The following is a 12,458-nucleotide window of genomic DNA, read 5'->3' on the forward strand; positions in this document are numbered from 1 at the left end:
CATGACCCTCGCCAGCCGCCGCCTTGTCTTCCGCGCCCTGCTGATCGGCCCCGCCCTGCTGGCCATCGTGGTCTTTCTGCTGGTGCCGCTGTTGCTGATGGCCTGGGTCTCTATCCAGACGCGCGACTATACTGGCGGCGTGGTCTGGGGCGATCTGTCCTACGAGGCCTATCTGCGCCTGATCTTCGAGCGGAATCTGGACGACACCCTTGGCATCAACTTCGCCTATCTCCAGATCATCCTGCGCTCGGTCTGGCTGTCCTTCCTGACCATGACGCTGTCGCTGCTGGTCGGATTTCCTGTGGCCCTGTTCATGGCCACCCGGGCGCCGCGCTGGAAGGCGCTGCTGGTCTTCATGGTGACGCTGCCGTTCTGGACGAACCTGCTGGTGCGCAACTACGCCTGGATCCTGCTGCTGCGCGACCACGGCACGATCAATTCGGCGCTGCTCTGGCTTGGGGTCATTTCCGAACCCCTGCCCCTGCTGCACAACGAATTCGCGGTGGCCGTGGGCCTGACCTATTCCTTCCTGCCCTTCATGGTGCTGCCGATCTATTCCAGCCTGGAAAAGATCGACCTGCGCCTGGTCGAGGCGAGCTTTGACCTCTACGCCAACCGATGGATGGCGCTGCGCCGTGTGGTGCTGCCGCTGGCCTTTCCCGGCATCGTCGCCGGCTGCATGCTGGTCTTCGTGCCCTCGCTCGGATCCTATGTCACGCCCGAACTGCTGGGCGGCGGCAAGACGCTGATGATCGGCAACCTGATCGGCCTGCAATTCGGCGCCGCGCGCAACTGGCCCTTCGGCGCCGCGCTGGGTCTGTTCCTGATGGTGCTGGTGGTTCTGTCGCTAACTGTCTACGCCCGCCGCTATCGCAGGGAGGACCGCTGATGCGCCTTCTGCCCCGACGCTTTGCCGGCGACGCCCGGCACTGGCCCGGTCTCTATGTCGCCACGGCCGCCTTCTTTGCCTATGTCTATCTGCCGATCCTGATCCTGGTGATCCTGTCGTTCAACGAGAACCGCACCGTGACGGTCTGGACCGAGTTCTCGCTCGACTGGTACCGGATGGCCTTCGAGAACCGCGATATCATCCGCGCCGCGACCAATTCGCTGATCATCGCCTCGATCGCCTCGGTGACGGCGACCGCCCTTGCGACGCTGGCGGCGATCCGCATGGCGACCGACCGGTTCCGCGGGCAGGACGCGGTCAGCGCGTCGTTCGCGCTGCCGCTGTCGATCCCCGAGATCGTTACCGCCGTCGCCACGCTGATGTTCTTTGCCAGCATCGGGCTGCCGCTGGGCCTCGGCACGGTGATCCTGGGCCATATCGTCTTCTGCATTCCCTTCGCCTATCTGCCGATCCGCGCCCGGCTGGAAGGCATGGACCCGCGTATCGGCGAGGCGGCGGCCGACCTCTATGCCAGCCCGATGATGGCCTTCCGCAAGGTGACGCTGCCGCTGCTGCTGCCCGGCATCCTGTCGGGGCTGGTGTTGGCCTTCATCATCTCGCTCGACGATTTCGTCACCACTTTCTTCCTCGGGGGGGCCGGCTCGACCACGCTGCCGATCTATATCTTCGGCCTTGTGCGCACCGGCGTCACCCCGGAAGTCAACGCGATCTCGACCCTCATGCTGGTCGTGTCGATCGCGATGGTATCGCTCTCGCTCTTCCTTGGAAGAGATCAAGGCCGGTGATCGGGCCCGGCCAAGGCAACGCCCGAACCTGTAAGACCACCCAAAAAACGGAGAACCACAGGATGACATTCAAGACATTCACCCGCCACATGGCGGTATCGGCAATCGCGCTGGGCGCGATGGCGGTCAGCGCCGCCGCCGATGGCGAACTCAGGCTCTACAACTGGTCGAACTATTTCTCGCCCGAACTGCTGGAGAAGTTCGAGAAGGACACCGGCATCAAGACCACCATCGACAGCTATGCCTCGGAAGAGGATCTGCTGGCCAAGCTGCAGGCCGGCGGCGGCGGCTATGACGTGATCTTCCCCGGCACCACGACGCTGGGCATCATGGTTGACAAGGGCCTGCTCGCCGATATCGGCGTGAACAAGATGGAGAATTTCGGCAACCTCCTGCCCGCCTTCCACACAATTGCCGGGGACGAGGAGCGTACCTATTCCGCGCCCTACATGTGGGGCACGACCGGCTTTACCTATGATCCGGCCATGGTGCCGGGCGGCAAGCTGGACGAAAGCTGGAAAGAGCTGTTCGAGCCGCGCCCCGAACTCAAGGGCAAGATCGCCATGCTGAACGAGATGAGCGACGTCTGGAACGCCGCCGCCTATTACACCGGCGTGGACAAGTGCACCGAGGATCCGAAGGAAGCACAGAAGATCCTCGACGTGCTGATGGCGCAGAAGCCGGACGTGAAGCTCTATTCCAACGACGGCACCATCGACCGCATGATCGCGGGCGAGGTTCCGGTGCATATGCAGTGGAACGGCGCGGCGCACCGCGTGAAGGCCAAGAAGCCGGACGCGGTCTACGTCTACCCCAAGGAAGGCACCACCTTCTGGACCGACGTGATGGCGGTGCCGAAGGACGCGCCGAACATGGAGAACGCCAAGACCTTCATCAACTGGATGATGCTGCCCGAGAACGCGGCGGCTGCATCGAATTACACGGGCTATTCCAATGCGGTAAAGGGATCGGGCGAGTTTCTGACCGATTCGCTGAAAGGCGATCCGGCGGTGAACACGCCTGAGGAATTCAACGACCGCCTGGTCCCGTACAAGGCCTGCTCGCCAGCGTCGAAGGACCTGCGCGAGAAGGTCTGGACCAAGCTCAAGTCGTAAGCAGGAAAGGAGCGGGGCGGCGCGATCCGCCCCGCCGTAACTGAATGACCTACCCTCTCACCGAATACGGTTTCTCACGCGCCGACGTCGGCCTGCACAACTGGCGCGAGCGGCCATGGAATGCATGGGCCTTCGAACGTGTCGGCGAACTGGTGCCGGCGGCGCAGGTGATCGGCGCCCCCTCAACGGCCCTGCCCCGCGCCATCGATGCGGGGCTGCTGGATCAGCCCTTTGGCCCGTCGCGCCCCGGCGAAAGCCTTGCCGAGTATCTCGAGATCAGTCAGACCGACCATCTGCTGCTGTCCCGCAACGGCCGCATCATAGCGGAGTGGCATGCCCCCCGTGCCCAGGCAGCGCGGCCGCATCTGATCTTCTCGGTGACCAAATCCGTAACCGCCCTGCTGCTGGGCGTGCTCGAGGACAACGGCGCGCTGGATGTCAGCCGGGCGATGGCCGACTACATCCCCGAAACCGCGCAGGGTGCCTTTGGCGATGCCACGGTGCGCGATCTGCTCGACATGCGCGTCAGCCTCGATTTTCGCGAGGACTACCTGAACCGCGACGGCGATTATGCGCGTTATCGCCGCGCCATGCTGTGGAACCCCAGGGAGGACGGCGACCGGCAGGAAACGCTGGCCCAGATGCTGTTCACCGCCTGCAAGGGTGCCGGACCCCACGGAGGGCCGTTCCACTATCAGTCGCCAAATTCGGACGTGCTCGGCTTTCTGGTCGAGCGGGTGTCGGGGAAGTCCTATGCCGATCTGTTGTCAGAGGTTTTCTGGCAGCCTCTCGGCTGCGATCACGGGTTGATGACGGTGGACGCCGCGGGCAATCCGCGCGGTGCGGGCGGGCTTTGCGCACGGGGCGAAGACCTGATGCGTCTCGGCCAGCTGATTCTGGACGGTGGCGCAGTCGGCGGACGCCAATTGATTTCCGAACGCTGGCTGGCCGATATTGCCGAGAACGGCGACGAAGCGGCCTGGAACAGCGGCAATTATCACGACTGGATCCCCGGGGGACGGTATCGCAGCCAATGGTATATGCTCCCGCGCCCCTCTCGCGCCGTCATGGCTATCGGCATCCACGGCCAGTGGCTCTGCGCCGATCCCGCCAGCGGCGCGGTGATCGTCAAGCTAAGCAGTCAGGCCTTCCCGCAGGACGATACCTTCGACAATGCCAACCTGATCCTGATGGAACGGCTGCTTGGGATCGCGGGGCGGGGCGGATGACCGACAGCCCCGATGCACCGCGCCTGCGCGACCGCCAGCCAAAGGAATTGCGGCGCGAGCAGCTTATTCAGGCCACCATCGAGGTGATCGGGCGCAAGGGTTATTCGGGAACGACCATCGCCGATGTCGCTTCGGCGGCGAAGCTGTCACGCGGGATCGTCAATTTCCATTTCGACAGCAAGGACAAGCTGTTCCACGCCACTCTTCAATCTATGACTGAAGAATACAACGCCTTGTGGCGGCGCGCGCTGGCGAAGGCGGGGCGCAGCCCGGCGGCGCGGCTGCGCGCGCTGGTGGACGCCGATTTCGACCCGGCCCTGTGCACCCCGCGCAAGATATCCGCCTGGTTCGCCTTCATGGCAGAGGCGCGTCCCAGCGCGATCTATCGCAAGATCAGCGGCACACGCGACGACCAGCTGCTGGACGCCATCCGCGACCAATGCACCGCGCTGATGGCCGGCTCGCCCCATGGCTACGACCCGGACCCGACCGCGCGGGCGATCTACGCATTGCTCGAAGGCCTATGGCTGCGAATGATGCTGGAGGCGCCGCGTTTCAAGCGCGATCACGCGCATTTGGTTGCGCTGACGACGCTGGGACTGATGTTCCCGAACCATTTCACGCCCGAGGGGCGGATCCGCTCCTAGGACGCGGCCGCCACCGTCCGGATGCGTTCGATCATCGCCCGCAACCCGTTGGAGCGCTGCGCCGAGAGGTGATCGTGCAGCCCGAGCCGCCCCAGTTCGGCGCGTGCATCCACCGCACCCACCTCTGACACCGGCATGTCGTTGTAAAGCGCCCGCAGCAGCGCAATCAGGCCGCGCACGATCAGCGCGTCGCTGTCGCCGTCAAAGCGGAAAGTTCCGCTCTCGATCACCGGATGCAGCCAGACCTGGCTCGCGCAGCCGTCGACCTTGGTGGCCGGAACCTTCAGCGCGTCCGGCAGCGGCTCCATCGCCTTGCCCTGTTCGATGACATAGCGATAGCGGTCCTCCCAGTCTTCCAGGAATTCGAAGTCCTCGGCTATCGCTTCAAAGGCCGCTGTGGCCATGGTCGGTTCTCCCCGGGCGGCTGAGTGAGCGTGAGGTAAGACGCCCTGCCTGTCCTGTCCACCCCAGCTTCACGCTTTTCAAGTGCGGCGGGATGGGTTAACCCCTTGGGAAGCAGTTATCACTCCGCGGACAGGCGATGCGCAAACCCCTCTTGCTCCTTCTCGTAGCCAGCCTGGTGCTGGCCTCTTGCGGCTGGCGGGATTCGCGCGTCAATCCGCGCAACTGGTTCGGCCGCAGCAAGGAAGTCGCCGTCGTTACCGATACCGGGACGGTCAACCCGCTGATTCCCAGCCGAAGCAGCATCATGGACCGCCGCAAGCCAGTGGACCGCAGCGTCAAGATCGGCCGCGTGACAGAACTGCGGATCGAGCCGACGAACACCGGCGCGATCATCTACGCCTCGGGCATCGCCGACCGGCAGGGGGCCTATCTCGCCCAGCTGCGGCCAGTCAACAAGGACCTGATCCCGGACGAAGCCGGAGTGATGGTGTTCGATTTCCTGGTGACCTACCCTTCCCGCGCCACCGCGATGGGATCAGAGTTGACGCGGACCGTGCACGAGGCCTTCACCATCTCCTCGCAGGACCTCGCCAACATCCGCGTGATCCGTGTCGAGGCCGCGCAGAATGCCCAGGAATCGCGCCGCCGCTGAGCCTGCGCGCCGACAGACCCGGCCCCCTCCCCGCGCTGGCGCTTGCCAGGTCCTTGCGCTATGAGGGCGCAATGGTTCAAAGGCGCGACATGGCACGGTATCTCATCACTTCGGCGATCCCCTATATCAACGGGATCAAGCACCTCGGCAATCTGGTTGGCTCGCAGCTTCCGGCCGACCTCTTCGCGCGCTATCAGCGCGGGCGTGGCAACGAGGTGCTGTTCCTCTGCGCGACCGACGAACACGGCACGCCGGCGGAACTCGCCGCTGCCAAAGCCGGCAAACCGGTCGCCGAATACTGCGCCGAGATGCACGCCGTTCAGGCCGACATCGCGCGCCGCTTCGGCCTTTCCTTCGACCACTTTGGGCGTTCTTCCTCGCCGCAGAACCACAGACTGACCCAGCATTTCGCGGGGCGCCTGGCCGAGGCCGGCCTGATTCGGGAAGTGTCGGAAAAGCAGGTCTTTTCCGTCGCCGACAACCGCTTCCTGCCCGACCGCTATATCGAAGGCACCTGCCCCAACTGCGGATACGACAGGGCCCGCGGCGATCAATGCGAGAACTGCACCAAGCAACTCGACCCCACCGACCTTATCAACCCGCGCTCGGCGATCTCGGGCTCGACCGATCTGGAGGTGCGCGAGACCAAGCACCTCTATCTGCGCCAGTCCGCGCTCAAGGACGATCTGGACGCCTGGATCGACACCAAGACCGACTGGCCGATCCTGACCACGTCGATCGCAAAGAAATGGCTGCACGACGGCGACGGCCTTCAGGATCGCGGCATCACCCGCGATCTCGACTGGGGCATCCCGGTGAAGAAGGGCGACCAGCCCTGGCCGGGCATGGAAGGCAAGGTCTTCTACGTCTGGTTCGACGCGCCGATCGAATACATCGCCTGCGCCAAGGAATGGGCGGATTCGCGCGGCGCCCCGGATGCCGAGTGGGAACGCTGGTGGCGCACAGACAAGGGCGCCGAGGATGTGCGTTACATCCAGTTCATGGGCAAGGACAACGTCCCCTTCCACACGCTGTCCTTCCCAGCCACCATCATCGGCTCGGGCGAGCCGTGGAAGCTGGTGGATCACCTCAAGTCCTTCAACTACCTGAACTACGATGGTGGCCAGTTCTCGACCTCGCAGGGCCGTGGCGTCTTCATGGATCAGGCGCTCAGCATCCTGCCGTCGGACTACTGGCGCTGGTGGCTGCTGTCACACGCGCCGGAAAGCTCGGACAGCGAATTCACCTGGGAGAACTTCCAGGCCTCGGTGAACAAGGATCTGGCCGACGTTCTGGGCAACTTCGTCAGTCGGATCACCAAGTTCTGCCGGTCGAAATTCGGCGAACAGGTGCCCGAGGGCAGCGAACAGGGCGAGGCCGAACAGGCGCTGATCGCCACGCTGACCGAGCGTCTGCGCGCCTACGAGGGCTTCATGGACGCGATGGAAGTTCGCAAATCCTCGCAGGAGCTGCGGGCGATCTGGGTGGCAGGCAACGAATACCTGCAATCCGCCGCGCCGTGGACGACCTTCAAGGAAGACGAGGCCAAGGCCGCGATGCAGGTGCGTCTCGGCCTGAACCTGATCCGCCTCTACGCGGTGCTTTCCGCGCCCTTCATTCCGGATGCGGCGGCGCGGATGCTTTCGGCGATGAACACGCTTGATACAGAATGGCCCGACGACGTCGGCGCGGCGCTGGACTCGCTGCCCGCCGGCCATGCCTTCACCGTTCCGGACGTTCTCTTCGCCAAGATCACCGACGACCAGCGCGAAGATTGGCAGACACGCTTTGCGGGGGTGCGCACCTAGCGGTGCACCATCGCGACGGTCTGGTCTGGTTCCACCTGGTGGCTTTCAATCGCGCCTGCTCCGGCGATGACCGAGGCGCAGACAATGACCGCAGCCATGAATAGGCGCGTCTGACTCGGACCCGTGTCGGCGCGCCTTTCCCATTCGTTGACCGGATGCCGGTCTTTTCGGTTTTCCATGACAGCCCCCTGTCGCTGTTCCCTGACTCCTATCTAGGGCGCTCGCGGCAAATGGGTATGTGACACGGTTCACACAGGCCTGATTTCGCCGATACCCAGCATCTCATCGAGCGCCGACAGGAACACGCGGGCGCCGGTCGCGATCAGCGCATCGGGGAAATCGTAGTCCGGATTGTGTAGCGCGGGCACCTTTTCGCCCGCCCCCAGCAGGAACATCGCCGACTTCGCCACGTCGGCGAACCGCCCGAAATCCTCAGAAGCGCGCATCGGCAGCGAACCGGCATCCCAGGGCACGCCCGCCGTATCCAGCGCGCGGCCCAGGATCGCGGTGGCCTCGGGGTCATTCTCGCAATGGCGAAAGACGTCGTGATAGCTGATCTCCGTCGCCAGCGGCCCCGCGGCTTCGTTGACCAACGCCTCGGCGGCCCCGACCAGAGCTGCCATGTCCGCGTCGCGCGTGGTGCGCAGAGTGGCCCAAAGCTCGGCCTCGCCGGGCGCGATGCCGAAGGCCGCCTCGCCCAGCCGCGCGTGGGTCACCGTGACCAGCCGAAATCCCTCCTCTGCCGGCCCTGCGCCCTGCCCCAGCGCGGTCAGCGCCGGCATCAGCTGTGCCAGCGCCGCCATCGGCGACAAGCCCGTTTCGGGCATCGAGGCATGGGCGGTGCGGCCGGTCAGCTGGATCAGCGCCCCGCGCGAGGCGCAGTTCATCGGCCCGGCGGCCAGCGCCGCCCGACCCAGCGGCATTCCCGGCATATTGTGTAGGGCAAAGGCGTAATCGGGCGTGATCTCGGCAAAGGCCTCGTCCGCCATGACCTGCGCAGCCCCCGAGCCATCTTCCTCGGCCGGCTGGAACAGCAGGATGGCCCGGCCCCGCGCCGGGCGGTGCCGCCCCAGTGTACGGGCCACCCCCATCAGGATGGCCATATGTCCATCGTGCCCGCACAGATGCCCGGTTCCGGGCGTGGCCGAGCGATACGGCGCACGCGACAGTTCTTCAATCGGTAGCGCGTCGAGTTCGCAGCGGATCAGAACCGCCGGCCCCTCCTCCCGGCCTTCAAAGACGGCGGCGACGCCATGCCCCCCCAGCCCGGTCAGGATCCTCTCGGGCTCGGTCGCGTGCAGGGCCGAGGCGATGCGCAGCGCGGTGCCGGCTTCCTGCCCCGAAACCTCGGGAAAGCGGTGCAGCTCGCGCCGGAACTCGGTCAGTTCGACGATATCGCGATTGCCGAGCTGGATCATGGTCAGGTCCTTTCATTCCCGTTGCCGGCCCCCACGGCACGCGTCAACAGTTTCGCGCGCTCCGCCATGAAAGGCGGTCTCGCGCAACAATGCCACAATATTACCCGTAACCTGTCTCAACGGCTACAAGATCCGGTGGCACACCCGCCTTGCAGGGTCAGAATGGCCCGTTTCCCCAACATCGCCATTCCAAAGGAGCCACCATGACTCCCCTTGCGCCCTTCCTGTGCGCGGCCGCCTTCGTGCCGCTGATTGCCCTGCCGGCCCATTCCGCCCCAACCGAGGTCCAGCTCAGCTGCGACCAGGGCCTGCGTGCGCCGATTTGCCGCGCGCTCGCCGCGGTGCTGGCGCAGTCGGTCGGGCCAGTGATCCTCTCAGAAGCCCCCGCCGAGGGCCGCCTTGCCCTGCGCTTTGTGCCCGCGTTGCAGAGCCACGACAGCCTGTCGGGCCACCTCGTCTGGCAGACGCCGGAGGGCCGGACCGGCGAAGGCGCCACGCTGACTTTATCAGTGCTCGATGCCTCGCTGAACCGCGAGATGCTCGACCGCTTTGCCGTCGAGTTGCTGCGCCACAGCAACCTGCCGCTCTGATCTTCCTGAAGAACGAGGACTTCAACCATGTGCCTGATGTGCCAGTCCCTGAACCCGACCCAGACCGTCTATGATCCCCATGTCGCCTCCCTGAGCGAGGGCGGCACCCAGACAAGCTTCACGTCGGCTGGCCTGCCGGTCTACAACCTGGATCAGATCGCCGATTACCTGACCGACGGCTTCTGGCTGGGTCGCGGCCAGCAGCCGCGGTCGTTCAACGTGCAGACAGGCGGCACCATCACGGTCAACATCAACGGGCTGGATGCGCTTGGAAAAGCGACCGCTCTGCAGGCCCTTGACGCCTGGAGCGCTGTGACGGGGCTGACCTTTACCCAGGCAAGCAGCGCGATGATCAGCTTCGACGACAGCCAGTCGGGCGCCTACAACACCTCCTCGACCTCGGGGAACACGATTCTGTCTTCCTCGGTCAACGTGCACACCTCGTGGCAGTCCTACGGCGACTACTACCTCCAGACCTTCATCCACGAGATCGGCCATGCGCTCGGTCTGGGCCATGCAGGCAACTACAACGGAACCGCGAATTTCGGGACTCAGGCACATTTCGCCAATGACAGCTGGCAAATGACGGTGATGTCCTACTTCTCCAACAACGAGAACCCGAATGTCTCGGCCTCCTTCGCCTATCTGGCGACGGCGCAGCTGGCGGATATCGTTGCCATCCAGAATCTCTATGGCACGCCGACCAACGTGCAGACCGGCAATACGATCTACGGCGACAACACCAATGTCAGCCAGCACGGCATGGGCCTGAACAACGGGAAGGCGGTGGCGATCTTCGACAGCGCCGGGACAGATACCATCGACCTGTCCTCGCGCGCCTCGAACCAGCGGATCGACCTTTATGCCGAGCGCTTCTCCGACATCAACGGCAAGACCGGCAACCTTGCCATCGCACGCGGCACGGTGATCGAGAACGCCTATACCGGGTCGGGCACCGATCACATCACCGGCAATGCGGCCGACAACGTGCTGATGGCGGGTTTGGGAAATGACACCCTGCTGGGCGAAGGCGGCAATGACACACTGGTTGGCGGCGCCGGTGCGGATATCCTGACCGGCGGCAGCGGTGGCGACGTCTTCGTCTATGCCGCGACCAACGAGGCCGGAGATACGATCACCGACTTCAACCTTGGCCAGGGTGACCGGGTCGACCTGTCGGCTCTGTTTGCGGCTATCGGCTATGGCGGCACCGACCCGATTGGCGACGGCAAGGTCTGGCTCTCTGCCACGACCGGCGGCGCCTGGCTGATGGTGAACGCGGGCGCCTCGGTGGCCTTGGCCTTTCTTGCCGGTCTGTCGGCCAATGCGGACCTGTCCACGATCCTCGACGTGGAAAGCGTGCCGGTCGGTCCCGATCCGGACGCCTATGACACCATCATCACCCTGACCAACGCCTATGTCGCGACCTGGACGGAAGCGGGGAGCATCATCCGCGACACCAACGGCGGCACCGACACGCTGGACCTCTCCGCCGTGACCTACGGCAGCAAGATCGACCTGAACGGCGGCGTGACCGGCAAGCTTGGCACCAGGAAGTTGACCATCGAGGCGGGGACCGAGATCGAGAACCTGATGCTCGGCTCAGGCCGGGACACCGGCACCGGCAACGATCTGGACAATGAAATCGAGGGCGGCGCGGGCGACGACAAGCTCTATGGCAACGCCGGGGCCGATACGCTGACCGGCGGCGACGGCAAGGATTCGCTTTACGGCGGCGATGGCAATGACGACATCACCGGCGATGCAGGCATGGACAAGATCTATGGCGGCAGCGGCAACGACACCATCGACGGCGGCGCCGACAACGACAAGATTTACGGCGAGGACGGTGACGACGACATCGCCGGCGGCGCCGGCAAGGACACGCTCTACGGTGGCGCGGGCAACGATACACTCGTCGCAGGGACCGACGACGACAAGCTTTACGGTCACGCCGGAGACGACCACCTGACAGGCGGCGCAGGGCGTGACTCGCTCTATGGCGACCTGGGCAACGACCTGCTGGACGGCGGCAGCGAGGATGACAAGCTTTACGGCGGCGACGGCGATGACACGCTTCTTGGCGGCGACGGCACCGATACGATCAAGGCCGATGATGGCGACGACCTGGCCGATGCCGGCGCCGGCGACGACAAGGCCTATGGCGGCGCGGGTGAGGACGATCTGTCCGGCGGCGACGGTAACGACACGCTTTATGGCGACACCGGCAACGATCTGCTGGACGGCGGCGCAGGCGATGACAAGATTTACGGCGACAACGACAACGACACCATGTATGGCGGCGACGGACTCGACTATCTGAAGGGTGACAAGGGCGACGACTATGCCGACGGCGGCGCCGGGAACGACAAGATCTACGGCGACAACGGAAACGATACCCTGCTTGGCGGAGAGGGCGACGATTACATCAAGGCTGGCAACGAAAACGATCTGGTCGACGGCGGCGCGGGCATCGACAAGCTGTATGGCGACGCCGGCAATGACGAGATCGACGGTGGCTCGGGCGATGACATCATAGACGGCGGCGCTGGAAACGATGTGATCGCAGGAGGTGAGGGCGCCGACATCCTCAAGGGCGGGAGCGGCGTCGATACCTTCGTCTTCACCTCGGTCGCGGATGCGGGCGATCTTCTCGCCGACTTCTCGCTGAGCTACGGTGAGAAGATCTCGGTCTCGGGCCTTATCGGCGGTGGCACGGTGGCCGATGCATTGGCCAATGACCTGTTCTCGCTGGTGGCCGAGGGGCGCAGCTCCTGGCTGGTCTTCAACGACAACGGGACCGAGGTTGACCTGGCGCTGATCGGCAACCTTGCGGCGTCAACGACGCTTTCGACCGACTGGCTGATCTGAGGCCCGGCCACCGCGCCCTCTTCCCCAC

11 protein-coding genes are annotated in these 12,458 nt (G+C 64.7%); 9 read left to right on the top strand and 2 right to left on the bottom strand.

What is annotated here, in order from left to right; all coding sequences use genetic code 11:
• Position 1: 1 nt before the first annotated feature.
• The 5 genes from ACFO5X_RS07025 to ACFO5X_RS07045 all read left to right on the top strand — a co-directional run bounded on the left by ACFO5X_RS07025 (position 2) and on the right by ACFO5X_RS07045 (position 4,686).
• A complete protein-coding gene (locus ACFO5X_RS07025) occupies positions 2-889 on the top strand; it encodes an ABC transporter permease (RefSeq protein WP_380716574.1) in 888 nt (295 codons plus the stop codon).
• Positions 889-1,695 (top strand): ABC transporter permease, encoded by an 807-nt coding sequence (locus ACFO5X_RS07030; RefSeq protein ID WP_380716575.1) that lies wholly within the window; start codon positions 889-891, stop codon positions 1,693-1,695. The genes ACFO5X_RS07025 and ACFO5X_RS07030 overlap by 1 nt, the downstream gene beginning before the upstream one ends.
• 62 nt (positions 1,696-1,757) lie before the next feature.
• The gene (locus ACFO5X_RS07035) at positions 1,758-2,810 is read left to right on the top strand and encodes an extracellular solute-binding protein (RefSeq protein ID WP_380716576.1); all 1,053 of its coding nucleotides are present in this window, start codon (positions 1,758-1,760) and stop codon (positions 2,808-2,810) included.
• 44 nt (positions 2,811-2,854) lie between these two features.
• Positions 2,855-4,039, top strand: a complete 1,185-nt coding sequence (locus ACFO5X_RS07040; RefSeq protein ID WP_380716577.1) for a serine hydrolase domain-containing protein — start codon at positions 2,855-2,857, stop codon at positions 4,037-4,039.
• Positions 4,036-4,686: a TetR family transcriptional regulator C-terminal domain-containing protein gene (locus ACFO5X_RS07045; protein WP_380716578.1), complete on the top strand. Its 651-nt coding sequence runs from the start codon at positions 4,036-4,038 to the stop codon at positions 4,684-4,686. Before ACFO5X_RS07040 ends, ACFO5X_RS07045 begins: the two co-directional genes overlap by 4 nt.
• Here the strand turns inward: ACFO5X_RS07045 and ACFO5X_RS07050 are convergent.
• The gene (locus ACFO5X_RS07050) at positions 4,683-5,090 is read right to left on the bottom strand and encodes a SufE family protein (protein ID WP_380716579.1); all 408 of its coding nucleotides are present in this window, start codon (positions 5,088-5,090) and stop codon (positions 4,683-4,685) included. The two genes, ACFO5X_RS07045 and ACFO5X_RS07050, sit on opposite strands and share 4 nt — an antisense overlap.
• A gap of 137 nt (positions 5,091-5,227) precedes the next feature.
• Here ACFO5X_RS07050 and ACFO5X_RS07055 point away from each other — a divergent pair, with 137 nt between their 5' ends.
• Both ACFO5X_RS07055 and metG read left to right on the top strand, forming a co-directional pair.
• Positions 5,228-5,743, top strand: coding sequence for a hypothetical protein (locus tag ACFO5X_RS07055; protein WP_380716580.1), 516 nt, complete (start codon positions 5,228-5,230; stop codon positions 5,741-5,743).
• A gap of 71 nt (positions 5,744-5,814) precedes the next feature.
• On the top strand, positions 5,815-7,551 hold the full coding sequence (gene metG / locus ACFO5X_RS07060) for a methionine--tRNA ligase (protein WP_380716581.1): 1,737 nt from the start codon (positions 5,815-5,817) through the stop codon (positions 7,549-7,551).
• Between the two features lie 248 nt (positions 7,552-7,799).
• Here the strand turns inward: metG and ACFO5X_RS07065 are convergent, their stop codons facing one another.
• Entirely contained in the window at positions 7,800-8,969 is a 1,170-nt protein-coding gene (locus ACFO5X_RS07065) for an amidohydrolase (protein ID WP_380716582.1), read from the bottom strand.
• 203 nt (positions 8,970-9,172) lie between these two features.
• Here ACFO5X_RS07065 and ACFO5X_RS07070 point away from each other — a divergent pair, with 203 nt between their 5' ends.
• Positions 9,173-9,559, top strand: coding sequence for a hypothetical protein (locus ACFO5X_RS07070; protein WP_380716583.1), 387 nt, complete (start codon positions 9,173-9,175; stop codon positions 9,557-9,559).
• Between the two features lie 27 nt (positions 9,560-9,586).
• The gene (locus ACFO5X_RS07075; protein ID WP_380716584.1) at positions 9,587-12,430 is read left to right on the top strand and encodes a M10 family metallopeptidase; all 2,844 of its coding nucleotides are present in this window, start codon (positions 9,587-9,589) and stop codon (positions 12,428-12,430) included.
• Positions 12,431-12,458 lie beyond the last annotated feature (28 nt).

The sequence above is a fragment of the Seohaeicola nanhaiensis genome, from assembly GCF_042654245.1.
Taxonomy (GTDB): domain Bacteria; phylum Pseudomonadota; class Alphaproteobacteria; order Rhodobacterales; family Rhodobacteraceae; genus Seohaeicola_A; species Seohaeicola_A nanhaiensis.

Excerpts from the sequence above, each read along its gene's own strand:
- ACFO5X_RS07025 (WP_380716574.1), top strand. The coding sequence starts at position 2 with ATGACCCTCGCCAGCCGCCGCCTTGTCTTCCGCGCCCTGCTGATCGGC.
- ACFO5X_RS07035 (WP_380716576.1), top strand. The coding sequence starts at position 1,758 with ATGACATTCAAGACATTCACCCGCCACATGGCGGTATCGGCAATCGCG.
- ACFO5X_RS07030 (WP_380716575.1), top strand. The coding sequence starts at position 889 with ATGCGCCTTCTGCCCCGACGCTTTGCCGGCGACGCCCGGCACTGGCCC.
- ACFO5X_RS07040 (WP_380716577.1), top strand. The coding sequence starts at position 2,855 with ATGACCTACCCTCTCACCGAATACGGTTTCTCACGCGCCGACGTCGGC.
- ACFO5X_RS07050 (WP_380716579.1), bottom strand. The coding sequence starts at position 5,090 with ATGGCCACAGCGGCCTTTGAAGCGATAGCCGAGGACTTCGAATTCCTG.
- ACFO5X_RS07065 (WP_380716582.1), bottom strand. The coding sequence starts at position 8,969 with ATGATCCAGCTCGGCAATCGCGATATCGTCGAACTGACCGAGTTCCGG.
- ACFO5X_RS07045 (WP_380716578.1), top strand. The coding sequence starts at position 4,036 with ATGACCGACAGCCCCGATGCACCGCGCCTGCGCGACCGCCAGCCAAAG.
- ACFO5X_RS07075 (WP_380716584.1), top strand. The coding sequence starts at position 9,587 with ATGTGCCTGATGTGCCAGTCCCTGAACCCGACCCAGACCGTCTATGAT.
- ACFO5X_RS07055 (WP_380716580.1), top strand. The coding sequence starts at position 5,228 with ATGCGCAAACCCCTCTTGCTCCTTCTCGTAGCCAGCCTGGTGCTGGCC.
- metG (WP_380716581.1), top strand. The coding sequence starts at position 5,815 with ATGGTTCAAAGGCGCGACATGGCACGGTATCTCATCACTTCGGCGATC.
- ACFO5X_RS07070 (WP_380716583.1), top strand. The coding sequence starts at position 9,173 with ATGACTCCCCTTGCGCCCTTCCTGTGCGCGGCCGCCTTCGTGCCGCTG.